This window comes from Gammaproteobacteria bacterium, from assembly GCA_013816845.1.
Classification (GTDB): Bacteria; Pseudomonadota; Gammaproteobacteria; order DSM-16500; family DSM-16500; genus Aquicella.
The window spans coordinates 129012-154484 of record JACDDU010000003.1 but is presented as its reverse complement, the minus strand read 5'-3'; the positions used below and the strand labels follow the sequence as shown (position 1 = coordinate 154484).

27 protein-coding genes are annotated in these 25473 nt (G+C 41.3%); 11 read left to right on the top strand and 16 right to left on the bottom strand.

Features of this window, described 5'->3' with window-relative positions:
• Window positions 1-33 precede the first annotated feature (33 nt).
• Window positions 34-366 carry a hypothetical protein gene (locus H0W64_06570; protein ID MBA3661372.1) on the top strand — a complete coding sequence of 111 codons (333 nt, stop codon included), beginning with the start codon at window positions 34-36 and terminating at the stop codon, window positions 364-366.
• A gap of 58 nt (window positions 367-424) precedes the next feature.
• Here the strand turns inward: H0W64_06570 and grxD are convergent, their stop codons facing one another.
• From grxD to H0W64_06525, 9 genes are read right to left on the bottom strand one after another with little or no spacing between them, the layout of a single operon-like run.
• Window positions 425-742 (bottom strand): Grx4 family monothiol glutaredoxin, encoded by a 318-nt coding sequence (gene grxD, locus H0W64_06565; protein MBA3661371.1) that lies wholly within the window; start codon window positions 740-742, stop codon window positions 425-427.
• A gap of 19 nt (window positions 743-761) precedes the next feature.
• Window positions 762-1301: a putative Fe-S cluster assembly protein SufT gene (gene sufT / locus H0W64_06560; protein MBA3661370.1), complete on the bottom strand. Its 540-nt coding sequence runs from the start codon at window positions 1299-1301 to the stop codon at window positions 762-764.
• Window positions 1302-1303: 2 nt separating this feature from the next.
• Window positions 1304-1657: an iron-sulfur cluster assembly accessory protein gene (locus H0W64_06555; protein ID MBA3661369.1), complete on the bottom strand. Its 354-nt coding sequence runs from the start codon at window positions 1655-1657 to the stop codon at window positions 1304-1306.
• An 8-nt stretch (window positions 1658-1665) separates the two neighbouring features.
• Window positions 1666-2109: an SUF system NifU family Fe-S cluster assembly protein gene (locus tag H0W64_06550; protein MBA3661368.1), complete on the bottom strand. Its 444-nt coding sequence runs from the start codon at window positions 2107-2109 to the stop codon at window positions 1666-1668.
• Window positions 2106-3359, bottom strand: a complete 1254-nt coding sequence (locus tag H0W64_06545; GenBank protein ID MBA3661367.1) for a cysteine desulfurase — start codon at window positions 3357-3359, stop codon at window positions 2106-2108. The genes H0W64_06550 and H0W64_06545 overlap by 4 nt, the downstream gene beginning before the upstream one ends.
• Complete coding sequence (gene sufD / locus H0W64_06540; GenBank protein MBA3661366.1) at window positions 3334-4626, bottom strand: Fe-S cluster assembly protein SufD; 1293 nt, start codon at window positions 4624-4626, stop codon at window positions 3334-3336. Before sufD ends, H0W64_06545 begins: the two co-directional genes overlap by 26 nt.
• On the bottom strand, window positions 4623-5390 hold the full coding sequence (sufC, locus tag H0W64_06535; GenBank protein ID MBA3661365.1) for a Fe-S cluster assembly ATPase SufC: 768 nt from the start codon (window positions 5388-5390) through the stop codon (window positions 4623-4625). The genes sufD and sufC overlap by 4 nt, the downstream gene beginning before the upstream one ends.
• 34 nt (window positions 5391-5424) lie before the next feature.
• Window positions 5425-6867 carry a Fe-S cluster assembly protein SufB gene (gene sufB / locus H0W64_06530; protein MBA3661364.1) on the bottom strand — a complete coding sequence of 481 codons (1443 nt, stop codon included), beginning with the start codon at window positions 6865-6867 and terminating at the stop codon, window positions 5425-5427.
• Window positions 6857-7285 (bottom strand): SUF system Fe-S cluster assembly regulator, encoded by a 429-nt coding sequence (locus H0W64_06525; GenBank protein MBA3661363.1) that lies wholly within the window; start codon window positions 7283-7285, stop codon window positions 6857-6859. The genes sufB and H0W64_06525 overlap by 11 nt, the downstream gene beginning before the upstream one ends.
• A gap of 151 nt (window positions 7286-7436) precedes the next feature.
• On the opposite strand from H0W64_06525, the gene H0W64_06520 reads away from it, so the two are divergent.
• The 3 genes from H0W64_06520 to folP are packed head-to-tail and all read left to right on the top strand — an operon-like array spanning window position 7437 to window position 10108.
• On the top strand, window positions 7437-8375 hold the full coding sequence (locus H0W64_06520) for an aldo/keto reductase (protein ID MBA3661362.1): 939 nt from the start codon (window positions 7437-7439) through the stop codon (window positions 8373-8375).
• Between the two features lie 5 nt (window positions 8376-8380).
• The gene (locus H0W64_06515; protein ID MBA3661361.1) at window positions 8381-8761 is read left to right on the top strand and encodes a dihydroneopterin aldolase; all 381 of its coding nucleotides are present in this window, start codon (window positions 8381-8383) and stop codon (window positions 8759-8761) included.
• Window positions 8762-10108: a dihydropteroate synthase gene (folP, locus tag H0W64_06510; protein ID MBA3661360.1), complete on the top strand. Its 1347-nt coding sequence runs from the start codon at window positions 8762-8764 to the stop codon at window positions 10106-10108.
• A gap of 46 nt (window positions 10109-10154) precedes the next feature.
• On the opposite strand, the gene folC is transcribed toward folP, so the two are convergent.
• From folC to H0W64_06495, 3 genes are all read right to left on the bottom strand, one after another.
• The gene (gene folC / locus H0W64_06505; protein ID MBA3661359.1) at window positions 10155-11414 is read right to left on the bottom strand and encodes a bifunctional tetrahydrofolate synthase/dihydrofolate synthase; all 1260 of its coding nucleotides are present in this window, start codon (window positions 11412-11414) and stop codon (window positions 10155-10157) included.
• A gap of 334 nt (window positions 11415-11748) precedes the next feature.
• Window positions 11749-12660 (bottom strand): L,D-transpeptidase family protein, encoded by a 912-nt coding sequence (locus H0W64_06500; protein MBA3661358.1) that lies wholly within the window; start codon window positions 12658-12660, stop codon window positions 11749-11751.
• Window positions 12661-12683: 23 nt separating this feature from the next.
• Entirely contained in the window at window positions 12684-13370 is a 687-nt protein-coding gene (locus H0W64_06495) for a murein L,D-transpeptidase catalytic domain family protein (protein ID MBA3661357.1), read from the bottom strand.
• 198 nt (window positions 13371-13568) lie between these two features.
• Between H0W64_06495 and H0W64_06490 the strand changes: the two genes are divergently transcribed.
• The 5 genes from H0W64_06490 to H0W64_06470 all read left to right on the top strand — a co-directional run bounded on the left by H0W64_06490 (window position 13569) and on the right by H0W64_06470 (window position 19507).
• Window positions 13569-14705, top strand: a complete 1137-nt coding sequence (locus H0W64_06490; GenBank protein ID MBA3661356.1) for a D-alanine--D-alanine ligase — start codon at window positions 13569-13571, stop codon at window positions 14703-14705.
• A gap of 309 nt (window positions 14706-15014) precedes the next feature.
• The gene (locus H0W64_06485) at window positions 15015-16484 is read left to right on the top strand and encodes a TolC family protein (GenBank protein ID MBA3661355.1); all 1470 of its coding nucleotides are present in this window, start codon (window positions 15015-15017) and stop codon (window positions 16482-16484) included.
• Window positions 16484-17650, top strand: coding sequence for an HlyD family efflux transporter periplasmic adaptor subunit (locus H0W64_06480; protein MBA3661354.1), 1167 nt, complete (start codon window positions 16484-16486; stop codon window positions 17648-17650). The genes H0W64_06485 and H0W64_06480 overlap by 1 nt, the downstream gene beginning before the upstream one ends.
• On the top strand, window positions 17634-18308 hold the full coding sequence (locus tag H0W64_06475; GenBank protein MBA3661353.1) for an ABC transporter ATP-binding protein: 675 nt from the start codon (window positions 17634-17636) through the stop codon (window positions 18306-18308). Before H0W64_06480 ends, H0W64_06475 begins: the two co-directional genes overlap by 17 nt.
• A gap of 11 nt (window positions 18309-18319) precedes the next feature.
• Window positions 18320-19507 (top strand): acyl-CoA dehydrogenase, encoded by a 1188-nt coding sequence (locus tag H0W64_06470; protein MBA3661352.1) that lies wholly within the window; start codon window positions 18320-18322, stop codon window positions 19505-19507.
• 55 nt (window positions 19508-19562) lie between these two features.
• Here the strand turns inward: H0W64_06470 and ccmB are convergent, their stop codons facing one another.
• Genes ccmB through H0W64_06455 form a run of 3 tightly spaced genes read right to left on the bottom strand, consistent with a single transcriptional unit; the run spans window position 19563 to window position 21513 of the window.
• A complete protein-coding gene (gene ccmB / locus H0W64_06465) occupies window positions 19563-20234 on the bottom strand; it encodes a heme exporter protein CcmB (GenBank protein MBA3661351.1) in 672 nt (223 codons plus the stop codon).
• Entirely contained in the window at window positions 20228-20851 is a 624-nt protein-coding gene (gene ccmA / locus H0W64_06460; GenBank protein MBA3661350.1) for a cytochrome c biogenesis heme-transporting ATPase CcmA, read from the bottom strand. The genes ccmB and ccmA overlap by 7 nt, the downstream gene beginning before the upstream one ends.
• Window positions 20852-20862: 11 nt before the next feature.
• Window positions 20863-21513, bottom strand: a complete 651-nt coding sequence (locus tag H0W64_06455) for a hypothetical protein (protein MBA3661349.1) — start codon at window positions 21511-21513, stop codon at window positions 20863-20865.
• A gap of 162 nt (window positions 21514-21675) precedes the next feature.
• On the opposite strand from H0W64_06455, the gene rpsO reads away from it, so the two are divergent.
• Both rpsO and pnp read left to right on the top strand, forming a co-directional pair.
• Entirely contained in the window at window positions 21676-21954 is a 279-nt protein-coding gene (rpsO, locus tag H0W64_06450) for a 30S ribosomal protein S15 (protein ID MBA3661348.1), read from the top strand.
• A 100-nt stretch (window positions 21955-22054) separates the two neighbouring features.
• On the top strand, window positions 22055-24148 hold the full coding sequence (gene pnp, locus H0W64_06445; GenBank protein MBA3661347.1) for a polyribonucleotide nucleotidyltransferase: 2094 nt from the start codon (window positions 22055-22057) through the stop codon (window positions 24146-24148).
• A gap of 158 nt (window positions 24149-24306) precedes the next feature.
• Here pnp and H0W64_06440 read toward each other — a convergent pair whose 3' ends face one another.
• Window positions 24307-25386: a hypothetical protein gene (locus H0W64_06440; protein MBA3661346.1), complete on the bottom strand. Its 1080-nt coding sequence runs from the start codon at window positions 25384-25386 to the stop codon at window positions 24307-24309.
• Between the last annotated feature and the right edge of the window lie 87 nt (window positions 25387-25473).

Genomic DNA, 25473 nt, shown 5'->3' with positions numbered 1-25473 from the left:
TTATCCTCAATACTTCATTTAAATGGAGCTGGGATGATGACAAAAAAAGAAGAATGGTTGAAAGAATTAAAGCACCTTGAAAAACGGATTGATCTTCTTAACATGGATACGGATCAAATTGCTATCTTAACCGAACAAAAGAAAAGTATTTATGATCGAGTTTTAATTTTTACCCCTCATCTGTATCCTGAAATAAACCATGACTTAACCGCGTTAAAAGCAAAAGTGGCTTTATACGAACATGAGTTCAAACCGATGCATCGACCTGCTTCTCATTACGATCTACCCTTGTTTAAAAGATCAAGTCCTGAGACAAATCCTCATTGCAAAATGGCACCGACTTCACCTGGCTTAGGTAAAAAATAACGTAAAACTTCCCCTGATTTATCGGGGGAAGTTTTTTTTCTTTTAGAGGCAGTCAGATTTAAGAGATTGCAACATCTTGGATTAACGTTTGCAATTCTCCAGCTTCATACATTTCAGCAATAATATCGCTACCGCCAATGAATTCACCCTTAATGTAGAGTTGAGGAATAGTAGGCCAGTTGGAATAAACTTTGATCCCTTGGCGGATTTCATCATCTTGTAACACATCAATAGTTGCAAAAGGTGCACCGCAAGATTTTAAAATATTAACCGCGCGCGCCGAAAACCCACATAACGGCATTTCCGCATTGCCTTTCATGAAAAGAACAATCGAATGATTTTCAATCTGTTGTTTTATTCTTTCTTGACCACTCATAACATTCTCCACATCAAAATTATAATAATCCGAGTTGTAATTTAGCTTCATCCGTCATCCGGTCTCGATCCCAAGGTGGATCAAATACTAAATCAATTTGCACGGTATTAACCGTATCAAGACGCTTTATTTTTTCTTCAATTTCTTGAACTAAAACTGGGCCCATCCCGCAACCCGGCGCAGTCAGGGTCATTTGAATGAGAATGTCATGGTTACCCTTTTCAACTTGTGTCACTTCACATTGATACACTAAACCAAGATCAACAATATTGACTGGAATTTCAGGATCAAAGCATGTACGTAAATGTGCCCATACTTTATCTTCTAAACTTCCTTCCATTTCATCCACATCAGGTTCGGTTAGAACCACTAACCCAATTGCATCGCCCTCGCTGCCCGCCAAACGCACAAGATTACCATTTACATAAAGCGTATAAGCATTGCCCAAGGCCTGCGTTACATGAACTTGCGTACCTTGCACCAAAGTCACTTTGACGCCAGTAGGAATTAAGACTGCTTCGACATCGCGTTTTACTTCTATGGTAGTTTGACGATGCATAATTAATCCCCCAAATAAAAACTTTCACCACATCCACAGCGCTCGCCTTCATTGGGATTGGTAAAAGTGAGACGTTTTTGTTTTAAACCGGACTTATCATCTTCAACGTAATCAATGATGAGGTGATGAAATACAGATAACCATTTTGGATCGATAAATAAAACGAGACCTTCTTCGATTTTAATCACGACATCGTCCGGTAAAGCTTCTGTCACAATGGAAGGAGCATAGGAAAAACCAGAACAGCCTGTTTTTTTAATCGTAAGACGTAAACCGGCACCTTGTTCTTGCTGCACTTTGGCTTGGATATATTTACAAGCTGCCGCTTTTACCATAATTTCTAATGTTTGATCCATACCCCCTCCTATTCTGTACTGACCGGTTGCGATTCATTTTTTAACGCAGCATTTAAAGTATGCCAAGCAAGCGTTGCGCATTTAACCCGAACAGGATACGCCGCAACACCTGCTAAGACCGCTAACTTACCGATAGACGTTTCAGGCTCTATCCCTTGCGTCACGAGTTCATGAAAATGAGTAAAAAGTTGGTCAATGGCTGCGAGTTCTTTTCCTTTGATGGCTTCAGTCATTAAGGAAGCTGAGGCCATGGAAATAGCGCACCCCGCGCCTTCAAAACGAACATCTTCTACTAAACCTTCTTTTTCCAAAACATAAATCATTAATTTGTCACCACATAAAGGGTTATGCCCAGCTTGCCGATGGTTAGCAAGAGCAAGTGTCCCGAAGTTACGCGGTGATTTGCCATGGTCGATAATCATCTCTTGATAAAGTTCTCGTAACGACATCAGCTAAATAACCTCTTCGCAACCAAAATGGCTTCAACTAGAGCATCAATTTCATTTTCATTGTTATACAAACCTAATGAAGCTCGGATCGTGGCAGGCACTTGTAAATACTGCATGAGCGGCATGGCACAATGATGCGATGCACGCACTGCAATACCTTCGTCATCCAAAATGGTGCCAACATCGTGAGGATGAATGCCCTCTATAACAAAGGAGATGACGCCCATTTTTTCTTTTGCAGTGCCAATGATTTTTAAACCTGGGATCGTATTGAGACGCGCAGTTGCATAATGCAATAGGGCTTGCTCATGGTGATAAATTTCCTGCATACCAATCTGTTGGACATAATCAATGGCAGCACCCAAACCGACGACACTGGCTAAGTCTTGTGTTCCCGCTTCAAAGCGTTGCGGCGGCTTAGCAAAGGTGACGTGATCGAATGCCACAGTTTCTATCATGTCACCGCCGCCTTGATAGGGCGGTAATTTGGCAAGCCATGATGCTTTCCCATATAAAACCCCAGCACCAGTTGGTCCATAAAGTTTATGGCCAGAAAAAATATAAAAATCACAATCAATATCGCTTACATCAACGGGGAGATGCGGGACAGCTTGCGCACCATCAATGATAATGGGCACATCATGTTGATGCGCAATCGTTGTTAATTCCTTAACAGGATTAATAATCCCTAATGCATTTGAAGCATGGGCCAAGCTCACCAGTTTCGTGCGCGCTGAAAATAATTTTTTGTAGGCTTCGATATCTAAGCTGCCGTCTGGCAAAAGCGGGGTGACTCGAATATGAATGCCTAATTTTTTTTGTAAAAAATACCAAGGAACAATATTGGCATGATGTTCCATTACACTTAATATAATTTCATCACCCGATTGTAAATAATGTTCACCTAAGGTTGTTGCTAATAAATTAAAAGCTTCCGTTGTACCGCGCACAAACACAATTTCGTCAGCATATTGTGCATGAATTAAAGTTTTTACTTTGCTTCGTACTTGCTCATAAAGATGGGTCGCGCGTTCACTGAGTTCGTAAATGCCACGATGAATGTTGGCGTAATCATGGGAATAAAAAAAACTGATTGCATCGATGACTTGTTGAGGTTTTTGCGCAGATGAAGCGCTATCTAAATAAATAAGCGGTTTGCCACGATTCGTTTGGCGCAAAATAGGAAAATCATTGCGTAAGGACGCAAAATAGTGATCCAGGGGTGCATTAGGCTTCACTCGAATCGTTTTCATTTTGGCACCATTTTTTTAGATACGTTTTAACTAAAATATTTTCAATCGTATTAAAAACTTCTTCACTGAAACCTTTTAATAAGGTGTGAATCGCCGCGTCTTTCGATAATCCTCGCGCGCGTAAATAGAAAATTGCAGCTTCATCAAGCTCGCCTATCGTTGCGCCATGGTTGCACTGCACATCATCGGCATAAATTTCTAACTCGGGCTTAGAATTCATTTCTGCGCGATTATTGAGTAAGAGATTATGATTGGTTTGCTCGGCTTTAATCTTTTTAATGTCTTTGGCAATCAATAAACGTCCGTTAAACACGCCACGGTTCTGCGCATACAAAACACCTTTGTAAAACATACTACTTTGCGTATGCGATGCGTGATGCAAAATTTCTAAGTGTTGATCGACATATTGATCAGGGTGATGTAATTGATAAAAACCAAATGCTTTTGCTAATGCTCCTTCACCCTGTAAATCAATTACGACATCATCGCGAGAAAAATGTGCGCCATTAGTAAAATTATAGTAAGAACACATGCTGGCTTTACTTTGATGAATGTAGGTATAAGCAATATGAATGGCTGCAGCATTTTCATGCTGTAATTTGTAATAATTTATCGTTGACCCTTCCTCTAAATAAATATGCGTCGCATTATTTTGTACCGTTAATGATTCAATGCTCGAATGATACGTTTCTAAAAATTCCAAGTGTGCATTTTTATCCACGACAATGAGATGGTGCAGTGCGATTTTAGTTTCCGCCAGGCACACAGAAGATAAAAGTTGAATAGGAAGCGCCACTTTACAATTCGCTGGAATATATAAAAACAAACCATCTTCAAAAGAAGCTGCATTTAAATTAGCTAAGGGAAAACGTTTTGCATCTTTTGCATCTAATGTTTTTTCTAAATAAGGTTTAATCAAAATTTCGTGATTTTGCAAAGCTTCACGAATTGAGCAAACAATAATAGAATCAGGTGCGGGTAGGGGCTGAAAATAACCATTTACAAAGGATACATTGATACTGTCATCCAGCACTGCGTCCGATTTTTGTATCGCAGGATGAATAGATTTGGCCGATGCTAATTGCAAAGCTTCACGAATATTAAGATCAACATACTTCCAACGTTCATCTTGACGCGTTGGCAATCCATGTTGCAAAAAAGCTTGCCAATGCGCATCGCGCTTTTGATTCATCCATAACGGCACATCCTTTAAGGGCAAAGGTGCAAGTAAAGAGGGTTGGGGAAGCACGGTTGCGGCTTTAATCATAGTCTTGCTTCACTCTTGATCCAGCCATAACCTTTTGCTTCTAACATAAGCGCTAAGCTTTTATCACCCGACTTTAAAATAAGTCCATCACACATAACGTGCACAACATCTGGGACAATATAATCTAACAAACGTTGATAATGGGTGACCGCTAAAATGCTCCGCTTGCCATCGCGCAAACTGTTGACACAAGCTGCGACGCGCTGCAAAGCATCAATATCAAGACCGGAATCGGTTTCATCGAGAATCAAAAAGTTGGGTTCGAGCGTTAGCATTTGTAAAACTTCATTTCGTTTTTTTTCACCGCCGGAAAAGCCTTCGTTCAACGCACGTTGTAAAAAAGTATTATCGAGCCCTACGGCTTTAATTTTTTCTTTAATCATCAAAAGAAAATCAGCTGCATCTAAGGGAGGTAGATTTTTTTGTTTACGTATACTATTTAAAGCAGTTCGTAAAAAATAGGTATTATTAACGCCGGGAATTTCTGCGGGATATTGGAAAGCTAAAAATAAACCCAAATTAGCTCGTGCTTCAGGCGTCAAGGTGAGCAAATCAATCCCATTAAATTCGACCGTCCCCGCAGTGACTTGATAATCTTCCCGGCCCGCAAGTACATTGGCAAGCGTACTTTTGCCTGATCCATTGGGTCCCATGATGGCATGCACTTCGCCTGGGCGAATTGTTAAATTCACGCCCCGCAAAATTTCTTTTGCACTACGATTTTGATCGCAGATGCTGACGCAAAGATTTTCTATCACTAACATACTAATTAACCTTCGTTGTAATAATTATATAATTCTAACCAATCCCACCTTCTAAACTAACTTCCAATAGCTTTTGTGCTTCAACAGCAAACTCCATCGGCAATTCTTTAAATACTTGTTTACAAAATCCATTGACGATCATCGAAATGGCATCTTCTGTCGTCAAACCACGTTGGCGACAATAAAATAATTGTTCTTCACCAATTTTTGAAGTTGATGCTTCATGCTCGACGCGTGCGCTTTTATTTTTAACTTCGATGTAAGGAAAAGTATGGGCGCCACATTGTTCGCTTAACAATAGAGAATCACACTGGGTGTAATTACGCGCACCTTGGGCAGTTGGCATCATGCGCACTAATCCCCGATACGTATTTTGGCCAAACCCTGCAGAGATACCTTTTGAGATAATGGTGCTACGCGTATTTTTACCGATATGAATCATTTTTGTTCCCGTATCAGCTTGCTGATAATGGTTGGTTAAAGCCACGGAATAAAATTCGCCGACCGAGTCATCACCTTGCATTACAACACTTGGATATTTCCAAGTAATCGCAGAACCCGTTTCAATTTGGGTCCATGAAATTTTAGAGCGCGCACCCCGACAATGACCGCGTTTCGTCACAAAATTATAAATACCCCCGCGGCCCTCTTCGTCGCCGGGATACCAATTTTGCACAGTTGAATATTTGATTTGTGCATCTTCCAAAGCAATTAATTCAACGACCGCTGCGTGTAATTGATTTTCATCTCGTTGCGGTGCCGTGCATCCTTCGAGATAACTGACATGACTACCGACATCAGCGACAATTAAAGTACGTTCGAATTGACCTGTTTTTGCAGCATTAATACGAAAGTAGGTCGATAACTCCATAGGGCAACGGACGCCTTTCGGAATATACACAAAGGAGCCGTCACTAAAGACTGCTGCATTTAAAGCAGCAAAAAAATTATCACGATAAGGAACGACTGTCCCTAAATACTGTTTGATGAGTTCGGGATGATTTTGTACGGCCTCTGAAAAGGAGCAAAAAATGACGCCCGCTTCGGCGAGCTTGGCTTTGAAGGTAGTTGCAACAGAAATACTATCAAATACAGCATCAACTGCCACACCCGCCAAAATACTTTGTTCGTGAAGTGGAATACCTAACTTGTTATACGTTTCTAATAACTTTGGATCCACTTCATCTAAACTTTTTGGTCCATCTTTATTTGATTTAGGTGAAGAATAATAAATCATATCTTGATAATCGATGGGTGGATGATGGAGATGCGCCCAAGTCGGCGGGCTTAACGTCAACCAATGTTCAAACGCTTTTAATCGCCAAGCCAATAAAAATTCTGGTTCATTTTTTTTTGCAGAAATGAGACGCACGACATCCGCCGTTAATCCAGGCGGAATCGTATCTGAATCAATCGCTGTTACAAAACCATAGCGATAATTTTTTTGGACGACTTCTTTGATCAGTTTATTTGACATCGATCAATCCCGACATTGACAAGGGTTTTAATAAATCAAGCAACGTAAAACGATGTAATAAGGCTTGCACTAAGCCATTTATTTTTTGCCAGTTTTCACGCATCAGGCAAACCGAATGCAATGTGCAATCATGATGCTGACTGCATTCGCTTTTAATGAGTCGGCCTTCCATGATCGTGATCACTTGCGCCACGGTAATTTCACCCGGCGGTCGCGCTAAATGATAGCCACCAATACTACCGCGCACGGAAAGTACAATGTCACCTTCAGCAAGCATTTTCAAAATCTTACTAACCGTTGGTGCATTTAAATTCAGTGCTTGTGCGATTTGAGATGCACTCAAGGTAGCAACAGGCGCGATCGACATGTGCCCCATAATCAATAAGGCATAGTCTGTTAATTTACTAATACGAAGCATGGGTGGTTGTTATATTTTATAATTTGGCGATACAGTACCATATTTGTCCTAATTGAAGCAAGCGAACCGAGTCTAGCTTCAGGACCTCTATGCAATTTGGCTGTAAAAAGAGTAAATTAACGAAAACATTAGCCCACGGAGCATGGTCGCGATGCAGTATAACAAGCTTGGTAAAGCTGGAATACGTTTAAGTGAAATTTCTTATGGCTCTTGGATTACCTTCGGCAAACAAATTGGGTTAAATGAAATTAAAGAATTAATGCATATTGCAGTCGACCATGGCATTAATTTTTTTGATAATGCTGAAGGGTACGCCCATGGCGAAGCAGAAATTCTAATGGGGAAAGCCCTGAAAGAATTTCGTCGGGAAGACTTGGTAGTTTCAACTAAAATTTTCTGGGGAGGTAATGGACCCAACGACACCGGTCTTTCGCGCAAACATTTGATTGAAGGCACTAAAAATTCACTTAAACGCTTGCAGCTTGATTATGTGGATTTACTATTTTGCCACCGTCCTGATCCCAATACACCCATTGAAGAAACCGTTCTTGCTTTAGATTACCTAGTCCGCGAAGGTTTAGTGTTTTATTGGGGAACATCAATGTGGAGCGCTGAGCACATAGAAACGGCGATTCAAACTGCAAAGGCGTTACACTGCATCGAACCGACCATGGAGCAACCACGCTACAATTTATTGGTGCGCGAACACATGGAAGCGGATTTGTTGCCAGTTTTTAAAAGATATGACATTGGCACCACCATTTGGAGCCCACTTGCTTCAGGGATTTTATCGGGTAAATATAATCAAGGTATTCCTTCTGATAGTCGACTTGCCAAAGAAAGCTGGCTCGTGCCGGAAAACTTCATGCAAATTATTGATAAAACCAAAGCCCTCACCAACCTTGCCCAGGAATTAAATTGCACCTTGTCCCAACTGGCTATTGCATGGTGTTTAAAAAATCCTTATGTTAGCTCAGTCATTACAGGCGCTACGAAAAAAGAGCAATTACTGGAAAACTTGGGCGCAATCGATGTGAAAGCCCAGCTGACGCCTGAAATCATTAAAAAAATTAATACCATTGTAGAATAAAATTCATGTTAGCAAATGCATCAGCAGCAAAATTGATCATCGAAGATCTAGAACTCCATGTTTATTTAGGATGGTCCCAACTCGAACGTGAAGATCCGCAAACTGTTTTATTAGGCATGCACATAACTTTTCATGAACCGCCTCGCGCTTGTCTTACAGATCATTTAGAAAATACGATTTGTTATGCAACTTTAGTGCAACAATTGCGAACAAAGTTAAAAGGACAATTTTTTAATTTGATTGAGCACTTGGCCAAATTTATTTATGACCATGTCCGTGAGACGGTGCTTGTAGCAAGCAATATCATGGTCCGCATTAAAAAGCATCCGAAAATTCCAGGGCTTGCCGGTTTTGTTGCTTTTGAATATTACGGAGATACAAAATAAATGGTGATTTTGGGCTTAGGTTCGAATGTCGGGGATCGACTGAGCCATTTACGCAAAGCACTGCGTGCCATTCGTGAAGAAAAAGATTTAACCGTTCAACAAGTTTCTCCGCTTTACTTATCTGATGCCTTACTTCCTGACCATGCACCCTCTGACTGGGATAGGCCGCATCTCAATTTTGCGATTCGGTGTGAAACCCCACTCGAACCGCTTGCCTTATTGCACATTTTAAAAAATATTGAATGGTCAATCGGTCGAAAACCTGAAGTTCGTCATTGGGGACCGCGCATTCTTGATATTGATATTCTTGCTTGGGAAGACTTTACACTCGCAAGCGAAGCACTGACTGTTCCGCATATGAATTTAATTGAGCGGCCATTTGCTTTGTGGCCACTTGCCGATATTGCTCCGCTCTGGCGATTTCCCTTGTCTGGTCCTTATCAGGGCAAAACTGCAGCGGAATTAGTAGAAAAATGGGGTTCGCGATTTACCCGCGAAGCACCGTTACGAACCGTGCAGTTAAATCAGCGTCTCGAAAATCCTCAATTAATGGGCATTCTTAATGTGACGCCTGATTCTTTTTCCGACGGTGGCCAATTCGTGCAAGTTGACGTCGCCGTTCAACATGCATTAGAACTGGTCAAAGCAGGTGCTGAAATAATTGATATAGGTGCTGAATCCACTTCCCCCCGCGCACAAGCGTTAACCGCGCAAGAAGAATGGACACGTTTAGAGCCTGTTTTAAAAGCAATTGCACTGATAAAAAAAGATTTTTTATTGCCGCCACTCATTAGCATCGATACCCGGCATGCCGAAGTTGCTGAAAAAGCGCTCGCCTATTCAATTGACTGGATCAACGATGTAAGTGGACTCGATCATGTGCGCATGCGGGAAATTGTGCGTGAAGCCAAGATAACATGCGTGATCATGCATCACCTCATGCTCCCAGAGCGTCGTGACTGCGTTCTGCCCCGTGATCAAGACCCAATCCAGGCATTGCTCGCCTGGGGACAACAGCGTCTTGCGTTGCTGCTTGAGTTCGGCTTAACACAAGACCAACTTATTTTTGATCCTGGCATTGGTTTTGGTAAAATGGCAGAGCAATCTTTGGAAGTTATCAAACACATTCCTGCTTTCAAACAACTCGGCACTAAAATTTTAATCGGCCACTCACGCAAAACTTTCCTTTCACTTTTCTCCAAAGAACCTTTCGCAAACCGCGACATCGAAACTGCCACCCTTTCGCTCTATCTCGCTCAACAAGGCGTGGATTACCTTCGTATCCATCAACCCGAAACAACAGCAAGAGCCTTAAAAGTGATGGATTTGATGGGTGGGGAAAACTAAAGTGCAGGGTAAAGGCTTTGGGGTTAGAAAATATTTTACCCATGAGCTAGGATCGTTCTGATTTTCTCACTCGACATTGTGACACCGTGTGAAAGGAGCCAAAAATAACAACGAGATCTTCTTTTGTCACAATCTGACAAACTGCTTCATACGCTTCTTTCACTTCAGCAAAATAATGCACCTGTGCGATCCCTGCTTCAGCAAATGCTTGTTGCAACTGCGTAAGAGGAGCTGCACGAACAACCGAGAGCGGGGCAACATACCATTCATCAATGCTGGATTTTAACGCTTTCACACTACCCGCGATGTCTTTATCGGCAAGCATGGAAAAAACCGCAAACGTTTTACCGGTTTTTTTTGTTAATCGCAAGGTATGTGCAAGCAAGGCACAAGCCTCAGGATTGTGGGCAACATCTTGCATTTCTCGCCAAATGTGTTGAACCCATTCTTGTCTTGCGGGTAAGTCAATCCTTTTGAGGCCAGTGTGAATGGCCGATTCAGGAACAGGGAGTTGGGATTGCAGCACTGTGGTTGCCATTATCGCTGTAGCTAAATTGGGTAAGTAAAAACCGTTGTAAGGTAAATTTTCAAAAAAATGATGCGTGCTCTTCCAGCTCCAGACCGATCGATCTTCTTTAACAAAAAAATCTCGATTAAATCCAAAAAAAGGTGTTGATAACGCTTCCACTTGCTGTAAAAGGCTGGCCGGGGGATTAGGGTCTCCACAAATGACGGGGCGTCCCTTACGCAAGATGCCTGCCTTTTCAAAAGCAATAGCGTCGCGGGTTGTACCTAAATACTGCGTATGATCAATGCCGATACTGGTAATGATGGCTAAATCTGCATCCACAACGTTGACCGCATCTAAACGTCCCCCCAAACCGACTTCTAAAATCAGTAAATCCAAAGTGTATTGAGAAAAAATAATAAGACCAGCCAACGTGTGATATTCAAATGGCGTTAAAACAATGTCGCCACAATGCGCTGCGACTTGATTGAATGCGTCACAAAAATATTCATCTTGTGCGAATTTGCCATTAATTCGAACTTGTTCGTTATGTTTAAACAAAATAGGCGAAGTAAACAGCCCAACCTTCATGCCCGCCTGGCGATAAATGCTTTCAAGCGTCGCGCTGGTTGTTCCTTTGCCATTCGTTCCCGCTACGGTGATGACCCGCGGCTTAACCGGCAAAAGTTGGAGTGCGGTTGCAACGTGTATAACGCGCTCCAAGCCTAATTGAATCGGTGCATGGGCTGTTTGTTGTTCAATCCAAGCAAGCCATTCAGTGATTGTGGATAACTTCATCTCTAAACCTAGGTATAAGCTGTGTATAAAGTGTATTTAAATGGCTGCGTTTCGCGCACACTCATTTTATCCCCACTAACTTGCCGCGATTACAAAAGTTTTCCACAGGTTATTTTTCTTGTAAGCGTTTGATAATTATAACGTTTAAGCGTTAATCCACAAAATTGTCGCTATTATATAACTAATTCAAGCTTTAAAAGAATTAAATATATTTTTATTAGTAAGAGAGACATGCAGAGATCAATTTACGTTATTCAAGAAGAATGAAATAAAGAAAGACATCCCAGTTAAGTACTGGGATGTGAATGAGAAGAGAGAAAAAACAATGAAGGAATTAGTTTCGTGGAATACGAACACCGATCTCATGCGGCAAACCATCACGTTCACGAGCAAGGTAGGAAACCATTTGCCAATCAACAAGAACAGGTTGGTCGCTCGCTTTATTAGAAATCATTTGAACCATACCGGGTAAAGAAGCGTCAGGCGCATCACTATGTTCTTCTAACGCTTCATGCGCTTCCATGTAAAGCCGATCATCCTGCCAACCTACTTTGACAGGCGAATTAATGATAGCCACAGAAATTCCCCCTTGGATGGAAGGAAAGAATTCTTGAATGTCTGATTCATACATACGAATGCAACCAAAACTTGCTCGTTTACCAATACTCTCAGGAAAAATAGTACTGTGAATGAGATAAGTTGGGATGCTCATGTAAATCGCATAAGGACCTAAGGGATTATCAGGTCCGGGTGGCATGACTTGGGGCAAGACAATACCTTGTTGCAAATTAAATTCACGAATATCGTCAGGTGGTACCCATGTTGGATTTTCTGTCTTACGCGTGATTACCGCATTTTTAATCGGGATGGTTTTGCCGATTTTACCAATGCCAATGGGGTAAGTTAAAACCACATTACTGCCCGGTGGATAATAATACATCCGCATCTCTGGCAAATTGATAACGATTCCTTGTCGGGCTTGGCTCGGGAGTAGATGCTGTGAAGGTATTTTAACTGCGCCACTGTTATTTCTATCAAGGTGAGGATTTGCGCTAATCATTGCGTTATGGCCTAAATCATAGCGTTTGGCGAGACTAGTGGTCGTTTCTCCACCACCTACAGCGCCGTAAGTTACTTGCCCGATTAAAGATCTATTGGGTGGCGGAACAGTGTAGGAGGTCGCAAAAATTTGGGAAGAAGAAAGTAGCAAAACGGCTGAAAGAGCCAATCCTATTTTTGTGTTCATTTTTCATATCCTTATACATGGAGTTAACCAGCCAAATACCGTGAGTTTGTTAACCATTTCTGATCCGGATAATAAGCAAAAACCAACGTTTTATTTTTAATTGTATTAATTAATGATTTCGCCATATCCACTCTCACTGCTGGACAGCCCCAACTTCTTCCAACCTGTCCGTATTTCTTTATGTTATCAGGATTCACATATCGTGCGCCATGGAAGACAATATCGCGACGAAAGGCATTATCATTGATGCCACGTTCCAATCCTTTTATCCGTAAAGAATAACCATTTCCGCCCATGTAGGTTAAATCAGTGACAAAGACCCCGATACTGGATTTCAAACTTCCTGGTGCATTGGAAAAAGAAAGTGCTTTTGCACCGCCGCTATTTTTACCATGAGAGACCCAAGTATTGAACAGGATTTTTCTTGAACTTAAATCAAAAACCCACAATCGCTTTTCAGATGAAGGTTTGGAATAATCGATAACCGTTAAGAGGGGCCGAGTAATGACACCTTGTTTTTGTGCATGGCTGTATGCTTGCAGAGCAAGTCGTAAGACATTTTTATCAATGTTCGTTTGCGCTTGAATGAGCGTCGTTTGTTGATTAAGCCAAGCTTCATTGGATAAACCCCGGGGCAGCTGCGAATATTGCAGGGTGAAACCAAATAAGCTGAGCAAAAGACAAATAAAGAGTAATCGATTTAATTTCATGTATTTAACCTACAGTTAAAACGGCGATAGTATCTATTCTAGACACCAATGATTAACACAACATGATCAAATATTAATCAGCCAAGCGATCGGGGACTTATTTTTAACCATTATCCTGGGTCTTGTCAATGTTGTAGCCTGCTCAAAAAAAACCAGTTATAGTTCAACCTATTTGTTTTTATTGGGATTCCTTGGGTTATGAAACAAACCGATAAAATTCGAGTTGCTGTATTGTACGGAGGCCGCTCCTCAGAGCACGAAGTTTCAATTAAATCAGCAGCCAATGTTATTCGCCATTTAGATCCAAAGCGATTCGATGTTATTCCCATTGGGATCGATAAAAAAGGCAAGTGGTTGATGGGTAAAGATATTTTCTCGCAAAGCTTAAGTTGTAATCAAGTTAAAGCCCTACCCTCCGACACGTGGTTTACGCCGGAGTGGGTCGGAAAACCTTTTGCAAAACAAGAGGCTCAGGCCGTTATCAAAGCCAATAGCGAACAACCTGTTATTGATGTTATTTTTCCTGTGGTTCATGGGGTGCTTTGTGAGGATGGCACGCTTCAAGGACTTTTGGAACTTGCTAATGTGCCGTATGTGGGATGTGGCGTGCTGGCATCGGCGATTGGAATGGATAAAGACGTTTCTAAACGGCTGGCTCAACTCGCAGGTATTACTGTCCCGCCCCATTTTGTCGTTAAAGAAACGGTTTGGAAGGAAAGTTCGGGTAGTATTGTCGCTAAAGTGTTAGAACTGGGCTATCCCGTTTTTGTTAAACCAGCTAATACTGGGTCGAGTATTGGTATATCCAAAGTAAAACATGAAAAGGATTTGCGCCAGGCGGTGGAATTAGCTTTTACCATTGATAATAAAATTTTGATCGAAAAAGCCTTAAATATTCAAGAGCTTGAAGTGGCAGTGCTAGAATCTTTGGATGAAAATGTTGAACCCATCGTAAGTGTTGTAGGGGAAATCAAACCCAGCCATGAATTTTATTCTTATGAGGCTAAATATTTGGATGAACATGGCGCAGCATTGGTTATTCCTGCGCAACTTTCAGCGGAAGTTGCCTTACAAGTGCAGAAGATCGCCAAAGATTTGTTTAAAATTTTAGAATGCGAGGGCATGGCGAGGGTGGATCTCTTTCTGGATATGGATTCACAGGAGATTGTGTTTAATGAAATTAACACGTTACCGGGTTTTACAGAGATAAGTATGTATCCAAAACTCATGCATGCCTCGGGCATGGAATATAGCGAATTGCTAAGTCACTTGATTGACTTGGCTATTAAACGGTTCAAGGTTAAGAATCAACTGATTCGTAGTTATACAACTTAAATTAAAGGGTTATGGATTTTACCAAAAGCGTGAATTGCAACGCTTGGAAAACCAAGCCTAAGGTTAACACAGAGAAGAATAGAAACTCGGCTTTGCAAAACAAAGCAACCTAGCCCATGTTGCTGTCCTCGCTCTCGTCTTGGCAAGCGAGGTAACTAGACTTTTGGTTTAGGGGAGGCACTCAGAAATTATCGATCAGAAATAAAAACCCCATTCTGTCGTATCTGGGGAAATTTGAAATTCCCCCTCCCGCCCACTACACTAAGCGTCTTCCACCTATTCTAATTATAAAAAGACACTACAATAATAATGAAAGCTTTGAAGTTATGGCCAACGTATATTTTTTCCACCTTACTTTCTACCTTGCTTACCCTGCTAAGCATGCAGGGTCTATATGCAGATGAAGTTATTCCGAAACTTTCATTAACGGATGCTATTTTTCTAGGGATTCGTGAAAATCCCACGGTGCAAAATGCCCGCACCAGTCTTACCTTGCAAAAATTCAGTGTTTGGGTGCAGCGTTGGCAATTTTTACCCCATTATGCTCTTACGGCAAATGCAGGGGTTGGAAAGACGCGAAGTGCTTGGCAAATTGTACAACCAACAAGCAACCTTAATGTTTCGCCCACGGTTACCTGGACATCACCGATTGGGACGCAAGTGACATTAAATGCAACGAACGCGAAAGGAAAACATTACAATCCTGGTGTTTCACTTGCAATTCTACAACCGCTCATTCGCGGCTTTGGCAAAGCGATCACTGAAGCTTCGCTCTATAATGCTCAAGATTCGGAGCTTGTTTCCCGCCTTAATTTAGAAGGCACGCTGCGGAGCACCGTCACTGCTATTATTAATGCTTATCTCGATGTTGTTACCGCTGAACAAACGGTTGCGATTGATCAAAAAGCTTTAAAGCGCGCTGAAGAATCAGTCACGCAAACTAAAATATTTATTGATTCTGGCCGTAAAGCTGGCAATGAGTTAATTACAGTGGAAGCAAATGTTGCGAGTGCCAAAACGCAATTAGAAAATGATAAAAATAACTTAGTGCAATCGCGTTATGCATTATTAACTGCGATTGGTATTGATCCCAATACCATGATTCAATTCATCCCTTTGAACATTCAACAGCTCATTCAAAAATACCATTACCCCACACTCACCGATACCAAGGAACTTGTCTTACTAAATGATATTCAATACCAAACAGAAAAGCTGACTTTAGAAGGCACAACAACCCGTACCTTAATAAAGGCAGAAGATGATACCCGTTGGCAGCTGGATTTAGATATTAAAGCAGGCTCAGGTTCTGGCCAAGCAGGCGGTTTTCAAGCAGGAACCAATAGTGTATTCAATGGTTCCAATTGGAATCAAAGTGCGGGATTAACCTTACAAATTCCTATTGATAATCAATTAACGAAGCAAGCTTTGTTAGGTGCGCAAATTGGATTAAAACAAGCAAAGCTTGGATTGCAACAAACGAAGTGGAGTAAAGAAACAGGTGCAATCAATGGTTGGAATTTAGTCGCTGCAGCAAAGCGTGCGCTTGCATTTGCTGAAGATGCGGAGCGTCTACAAGAACAAACCTATCAAGTGAGTTATCAAAAATATCTGCATGGTTTAATTGATAGTTTAGAATTACAAACTGCGCAAGATGCTTTAACCCGTTCACAACAAACTTTACTGGGTACACGCATTAGTTATTTAAAAGCGCTGGTCAATTTTGACATGTTAATTGGTCATACTTTAAAAACCTGGAATATTGAAACGAGGATTTAATGAAAATAGGTCAATTGAAAGTTAGGCTGTGGATGATCATTAAGCTCATTGTATTGGTGCAAATGATGCAATTGACAGCATGTCAAAAAACAGAAAAGGAAAGCAAAGACAACATCATTACCGTCAATCGTGAAAATGTTGCTAATACATTATTTTATTCTGGCACGATTGCCCCGTTGCAAGCCACGGTGATTACAACACCTGCAGAAGGCGTCATTATTGAAATGCCTTTTCAATACGGTGAAGCAGTCAAGCGTGGTCAACTTTTATTTATGATTTCCTCTGCTAAATATTTATCGGATTATAAAGCTGCCTTGCTGGCTTATGTCAAAGCCAAAAGTGAATTCAATAATGCTGAATTACAATTGAATGAAGCTAAATTTCTTTATAAAAATAAATTAATTCCATTAGATGAATTTAAAACGAAACAATCAAATTATTACGGTTCGCAACTAGGCTACATTCAAGCTAAAGACACATTAGAAAATTTATTACAACAATTAGCTGATCGTGAAATTAATTTAGAAAGTTTAAATATTGCTAATATTGAAAAAGTTACCGCTGCAATGCACTTACAAATGAATTCAGAAAATTTGCGCATCGTATCACCTGCTGATGGCATCATTCTAGCTTCTGTTAAAGGTGAAGAAGAAAATAAAAAAGTTGGTAAAGGGGATCCGGTCAAACAAGGCGATGTCTTGGCGGTCATTGGCGATATGAAAGGAATTTCAGTACGGATTAAAGTCAATGAATTGACCGTGAATCAACTGAAAGTGGGACAAAAAGTTCGTGTTTCCGGTATTGCTTTTTCTGATTATGTATTGGAGGGCGTGCTTGAGCGCATTGATCGACAAGGGGAGGCTAGTAATGGTGGATTACCGAATTTCTCAGCAATGGTCATTGTTCCGAAATTAAATTCTATGCAACAAAAGATTATTCACGTTGGCATGAGCGCCAAAGTAGAAATTGATATTCAAGAAGACCAGCAAATCATGATTCCAATGACGGCCATCACCGAAAAAGATGGTAACTCTTTTGTGCATATTTTTGATCCTGCTACCAAAAAATCAAAACTCGCTGAAATCAAAACGGGTAAAACCACGATGAACGCTGTTGCAGTTTTATCTGGTTTAAATGTAGGAGATAAAATTGTCCTCGCTCATTGATTTAAAACATGTAACCAAAACATATGATTTGGGCGTCAATACTTTTACGGCGCTTTCGGGTGTCGATTTGCAAATTAAAAAAGGTGAAATGACTGCAATTATTGGCGTCTCAGGCTCTGGCAAATCCACCTTAATGAATATTATTGGCATGCTCGATCATCCAACTTCAGGTCATTACTATTTCTCTGGAGAAAATGTTTCAGCTTTAAAGGATGAAGCCCTAGCAACTATTCGTAATCAAAAAATTGGTTTTGTTTTTCAATCCTTTTTTTTATTAGCTCGTTCAAATGCACTGCAAAATGTGATGCTTCCTTTATTTTATCGCGGCACAGACCGCGTTACGGCGAAAACACGCGCCATGGCCATGTTAGAAAAAGTGGGAGTTGCGCATCTTGCGCATCATCGCCCCAATCAATTATCGGGTGGCCAACAACAACGCGTCGCCATTGCGCGCGCACTCGTTGGTGATCCGGAAGTTGTCTTAGCAGATGAGCCCACAGGGGCGCTTGATTCACAAACCGGTAAAGAAGTCATGGATTTATTTATTAATTTAAATCGCCATGAAGGTCGAACGATTGTTATCATTACGCACGATCAAGGCATCAGTCAACAATGTCAACGCACCCTTACCATTCAAGATGGCAAGCTTTCGGAGTAGGAGAAATAGGAATGGAAAACCCATATCATTGGGATGATATTTTGTTTTTTGAAGAACAACTTAGCAATGAAGAGCGCATGATTCGAGATTCGGTTCGTGATTTCGCTCAAAAAAAATTACAACCCACTGTTATCGAAGCGTTTGATCAAGAAAATTTTGATCGCGATCTTATGCTTGAATTTGGCCAAGCTGGCTTATTAGGTGCAACCATTCATGGTTATGGTTGCGCAGGTGTCAATTATGTTTCTTATGGATTAATGATGCGTGAACTTGAACGCGTTGATTCGGGTTACCGTTCCGTTGTTAGTGTGCAATCCAGTTTAAGCATGCAAGCCATTGCGGCTTATGGAAGTGATGCTCAAAAAGAAAAATATTTACCTCCGATGGGGCGCGGTGAATGGGTTGGATGTTTTGGTTTGACTGAGCCCAATCATGGTTCTGATCCTTCGGGCATGGAAACACGCGCCAAAAAAGTAGAGGGTGGTTTTGTTCTAAAAGGCACAAAAATGTGGATCACCAATTCTCCCATTGCTGATGTTTTTATCGTTTGGGCTAAGAATGATGCGGGCCGCATTCGAGGTTTTATTTTAGAAAAAGAGATGCAAGGGCTTACTGCACCGGTGATGCACGGCAAATTGAGTTTACGTGTTTCCATTACTGGGGAAATCGTTATGGATAATGTATTTGTTCCCGCAGAAAATGAATTGCCAGATGCCGATGGTTTACGCGGTCCGTTAGGTTGTTTAGACAGTGCGCGGTATGGTATCGCGTGGGGTGCGCTTGGTGCAGCTGAATTTTGTTGGCATGCAGCACGTTCGTACGCTTTGGATCGCCGTCAATTTGGGCAACCGCTTGCGGCTAATCAACTCATTCAATTTAAATTAGCTAATATGCAAACAAACATTACGTTAGGTTTGCAAGGATGTTTGCGGATGGGACGATTAAAAGACGAAGGACGCATTGACACACCGATGATTTCCATGATGAAGCGTTACTCAACCGTCACAGCTCTCGATATTGCGCGTGAAGCACGGGATATTCATGGTGGCAATGGCATTACAGAAGATTTCCAAGTTATTCGGCATATGTTGAATTTGGAAACGGTGAAAACGTATGAAGGTACGGCAGATATTCATGCCTTAATTTTAGGACGATCTCAAACCGATATTCAGGCATTTAAACCGCTTGGAAACGGGTAATTTAATCCGCGATGCAAATTTTGGGCGTTAGTGAATAAACTGACGCTCTCCCTCTTTAATCATCCAAGCTAATTTTAATTACACTTGCAATCGCCACCGGCAAAAATAAAACGGTAGTCATTAGCAAAGCCCCCATTAAGGCAAGGGGTCCAGCAATGGCATTTCCTGCTATAAATTGTTGCGTGATATTCACGCCAAAAATTAAAATAGGAATGCAGAGCGGCAAAATTAAAACCCCCAGTAAAATACTTTGCTGTTTGAGTTTAAGGGTTAAAGCACATCCTAAACTACCAATTAAAATAAGCATGGGTGTGCCCATTAATAAGGTAAGCATCAACATTAAGGTTGTCGCAAAAGACACATGAAACAGTAAACCTAATATCGGTGTCAGTATAACCAAGGGCAAAGCACTGGTAATCCACACTACAGAAAGTTTAGTCAGCACAATAAGAAAAAAAGGCACATGACCCAATACGCATTGTTCAAGATGACTTTCTTCCAAATCGGAATGAAAGGCATGATCAATGGCGATTAGGCTCGCAAACAAAACTGCAATCCAAAGACAACCAGGGAAGAGTTTTTGTAATAATGCATCATCCGTTGTTAGTGCAAGGGGAAATAAAAGCATGACAATTAAATAAAAGATAAGGGGAAAAAGCGCGCTTTGGGTTCGACGCAAACGAATGATTAATTCACTATAAAAGATAAAGCGTAAGGTTTCTAACATGGCGATAACTTGATTGTTGAGCAGGGTAAATCTAACAAAGAAATTTTTTGATGTGAAGAAAGAATCGCCATGCCACCTTGGTGAATATGCTGGCGAAGAAGTGTGATAAACAAAGTTTGCGTAGCGTGGTCTAGAGCGGTTAGTGGTTCGTCTAAAATCCACAAACGTTTGGGTATCATGATGAGTTTCGCTAAAGCAATTTTTCGTTTTTCTCCAGCGGATAAAAAACGCGCTAAACAATGTTGCTTATGATTTAAGTGCATTACCGTTAAACAAGCTGGATGGTATTTTTTGCCTGCCAATTTTGCAAAGAGCGTTAAATTTTCTTCTACTGTTAAATCAGTTTTAATACCGAGGTGATGACCGATGTAATGAAAATTGTCACGATAATTTTCTACACCCTCTTCAATAATCTTTCCTTGCCAGTAAATGACTCCCGATGTTGCGGTCATTAATCCAGCCAAGATTTTCAGTAAACTGGTTTTACCACTGCCATTTGCGCCTTCGATAAGTAAGACTTCACCTGCTGATAATTCCAAGGTTAAATTTTCAAAGATAAACATTTGCGCACGATTTAAACTAATCTTACAGGCTTTAAAATTAAATTCTTGCGACATAGGCGATTTAATCAAAAGAGATAGCGTAAACCCAGACCAATATCATTCGATCCGGTGTTGCCAGCTTGATAAAGACCGTAAGCACCAGAGCGATGATGAATCCGAATTACACCTTGGAAACGAGGATAGAGAGGAGAAGCTAACGTTGCTTCTAACATTAAAAAATTAAGTAAGCGTTTGGTGTGATGGTGATGTTTATTTTCAAGAGAGGGAATCGAGGTGACATACGAAATACCTTCGCCCACTGCAAGAGAGGTACTCACTCGATCATTCCAACACCAATTAGCCCAGCGGAAAGCAAAATAAGGGTCCAATTCATAAATAATAGGTTGGTTGGCACCACCGCGCACAGTAAAATCCCCGGCAAATTGCACAATACTAACGAGTGGTTTAACTAAGCGACGAAGGAAATTAGCTTCATCGAGGGTGTAATCAAGTTCGATCGATTGAATTTGCTCGGGCCACCGGTGAATCTCCCCTTGCAGAATTCGTGTTAAAGGGTCGGAAACAGTAATGCCGTAATAAAGTAAAATAGAATAGCGATAATGATCATAGAGTTCCGTGCCTCCGACTGGGTGTGCCGAGGCAGTTGAAAAAGCTTTTAGGGGATGGAGCATCAGCACTAAAAGCAGTAATGTTGGTGATACAAAAAAACGCCACATGGTTTTAGGCTTACCGCTTTATATTTTTTGCGCTATCTTACCCGTCGGCCCTTGTCATTGCCATCTTATTAAGAAGGTAAGTCAATCCCTACTTGTGGGAACGGGTACACCTCGCTACAATAGCAAACTTTTATCGATTCAGAAGGCAGTGGAGAGTTATTCATGTCGTTATCAACCGCTCAAAAGGCAGAGATTGTTAAAACACACCAACAAAAAGGCAATAATGATACCGGTTCATCCGAAGTACAAATTGCTTTATTAACTGCCCGTATCAATGCTTTAACCGAACATTTAAAGATTCATAAACATGATTTTCACACGCGTTTTGGATTAACAAAGATGGTTAGTCAGCGAAGAAAGCTAATGCGCTATTTGAAAAACACTAACTCTCCACGTTATTTAAGTATAATCAAAGCGTTGGACATCCGCGGTTTATCCTAGGATCAAGTGTCTCTTTCATAAAAATCTATATGCCGTAGTTGCGCTGCAACTGCGGTTTTTCTCAATTTTGAAATTCAAACTAAAAAATTAGGTGATTAATTTGACTGCGATTAAAAAAACATTTCGGTATGGGAACCATACTGTAACACTGGAAACGGGCACCATTGCTCGACAAGCTACCGCAGCTGTTGTGGTGAAGATGGATGACACAGTTGTTTTAGTAACTGTTGTTTGTGACGATAGCGGTGTTAGCACTAAAGACTTTTTCCCTTTAACCGTTAATTATCAAGAACGTACCTATGCTGCTGGTCGAATTCCCGGTGGTTATTTCAAGCGTGAAGGTAAACCAAGCGAAAAAGAAACCCTGACATCCCGTCTTATTGACCGACCGATACGACCTTTATTCCCCAAAGGCTTTAATTTTGATGTCCAAGTGATTGCAACCGTTTTATCGATGAATCCAGAAATTGATTCGGACATTCCTGCCATGTTAGGAGCTTCAGCGGCGCTTGCGTTATCTGGGTTGCCCGTTTCAAGTCATTTGGCTGCAGCACGCGTAGGTTATATTGATGGCCAATACATTTTAAATCCAACCATCAGTGAATTAAATAATTCAGCTTTAGAGATGGTGGTAGCAGGTACGGAAAATGCAGTGCTTATGGTTGAATCGGAAGCGCGAGAGTTACCGGAAGCTGTCATGTTGGGCGGCGTGATGTTTGCGCATCGAGAAATGCAAGTTGCGATTAACGCGATTAAAGAATTAGCAAATGATACAGAAAGTACACCAGCCGATTGGACAGGTATTACGATTAGCGACGCATTAAAAGCGCAAATCAGTGCATTGGTGCGTGATGACTTAGAAAAAGCATTCCAAATCCACGATAAGATTGATCGCAAACAAGCGATTGCAGATTTACGCGATAAAATGCTCGATCAACTTTTAGCGGATCAAAAAAATAAAGAAGATGAAGTTCAGTTGGTTGTCGATGCGAATCATACTTTCAATAAACTTGAACGTGAAGTGGTAAGAAGCCGCATCCTTCAAGGTCAACCCCGTATAGATGGTCGCGATACGACAACGGTTCGTCCTATCTCTGTGCAAGTCGGTTTGTTACCGCGTGCACATGGTTCTGCTTTATTCACACGCGGCGAAACCCAAGCTATTGTTGTTGCAACATTAGGAACGGAACGTGATGCGCAAACGATTGATGCTTTAACCGGTGAGCGAAAAGAAAATTTTATGCTCCATTACAATTTCCCTCCTTACTCAGTGGGTGAAGTGGGAATGGTTGGCAGTCCAAAGCGTCGTGAAATTGGTCATGGCAATCTAGCAAAACGCGGTCTTGCAGCAGTATTACCTGGACACAAAGATTTTTCTTACGTCGTGCGTGTTGTTTCTGAAATTACTGAATCTAACGGTTCAAGCTCCATGGCAACAGTTTGCGGAACAAGCTTAGCTTTAATGGATGCCGGCATTCCAATTAAAACACACGTTGCCGGTGTAGCGATGGGTTTAGTTAAAGAAGGCGATCAATATGCTGTACTGACCGACATCTTGGGTGATGAAGATCATTTAGGCGATATGGATTTTAAAGTTGCCGGAACGACAGAAGGTGTCACAGCCTTACAAATGGATATTAAAATTGATGGTATCACCGAAACGATTATGGAACGTGCGCTCAATCAAGCACGCGATGGCCGGCTACATATTTTAGAAATTATGAATAAAGCCTTACCTGGTCCGCGTCAAGAAATGTCAGCCTATGCACCGCGCATTTTAAGTATTCGTATTCCAACGGATAAAATCCGCGATGTCATTGGCAAAGGCGGTGTCACCATTCGCGCCTTAACGGAAGAAACCGGAACAGTTGTCGACATTAGCGATGATGGTGAAGTGCGTGTAGCAGCAGCTGACCTTGCAGCGTGTGAAGATGCAATCCGCAAAATTGAGATGTTAACTGCAGACGTGATTGTTGGCACGGTATACGAAGGAACGGTTACCAAGTTGATGGACTTCGGTGCGCTTGTCAATATTTTACCGGGCAAACAAGGCTTAGTGCATATCTCACAAATTGCCAACGAACGCATTGCGCAAGTGAGCGATAAATTAAGCGAAGGCCAACAAGTTAAAGTGAAAGTTCTCGAAATCGATCGTCAAGGTCGTATTCGATTAAGCATGAAAGAAGTTGGATAACGTTTTTTTCAATTAAGTCATTAGACCGGGAAGTTTTGTAAGGGACCTGCAAACAGCAGGAACCTTCATAATCTTCCCGGTTTTTTTATTTTGACTTAGGATCTCATTCAAAGAATTTACGAACCCAAACCAGCCTGAAGTAATGTGCACCCGATGATCTATGGTCGTACACAAAACTCAGGAACATCATTATCATCTTTGTCTGCAAAGGTGACTCGGTGCGGATTTCGGTGAGGAATCGAAGGCTGATTGTTAAAGGTTGGCGGTGTTGCTTCCCGAACATTTTCAGAATCTAAGTATGTTTCAAGTTCTATTTCATTAATCGAAGCAGGGTTCGGGCTAAATTTGGATCGCAAAGCTTGGTGGGTAGATGCAAAGGCAGGTCGAGAAGGTTTTTTGGAGCTTTCGAGAATGGTAGTACGCTTGACCTGTTCAGGAGCTGGCTTGTTAATTTTAATAGCTAGCTTATCAGAAATTTGTGATGCAATGCCTTGTATCACAAATAAACTTGATGCTGCCAAGCCTAAAACTGAGCTTGTTACCAACGGCACACTTACCCCTAATGCTTTAGCAACGGGAACCAACATAATGCTCAATTTTGCAAAATGATTAATGAGGTAAAGGGCTGACTTAATGCCAATGCTCGGTATTTTTGGTAAGCCATAAACAATGGCGTAGGGTGCAGCAAACATAAACAAACTAATGCAAGCAGCGGCGGTTGCCGACATGCTTAGTAGACTTAATAGCCCGCCGATCACCGGTCCTGCGATCGGATGCAATTTGCACCCTGCTTGATAGGCAGCTTTGGCTGAGCGAATCGGCGAAGTGAATGCGCGTACGGTTAACCAAGCGGGAAGGATTGCCATCAAAGCAAGGCCAAGACCTACACTCGCCAAGCCGTAAGCTGTGGCCATCGCTCCAGAGGTTTTGGGATCAAAAAATTGTTTACTACAGTGACGAAATCCGTAATACAGTGACTGCTGGAGACTAAAAAGTAAAAATTCAGAAAAAAACTTCACGACATTTTTAGCAGGAATTAATAAAGCGCCACCTAATAAATATTCTGCCCAATCAAGTGGATTATTTTTACGCGGCCAGCCAGCCAAAATTTTCAAAATGGATTGATCGGTTTGATTGATGCCATAACAAAATCGTAAGGCACTTAAAAACAAAGCTTTAAGCGATACGTTAGTGTGTAATTCTTCAATTTGATTTGACCCAATATTTCTTGATTCCATATGTGATTCCAATACAGTAATTTATTCCAAGCGAAGTTAGTAACGTTGGCTGAGATCTGTTCAATGGATAGTTTTGTCACACAAACA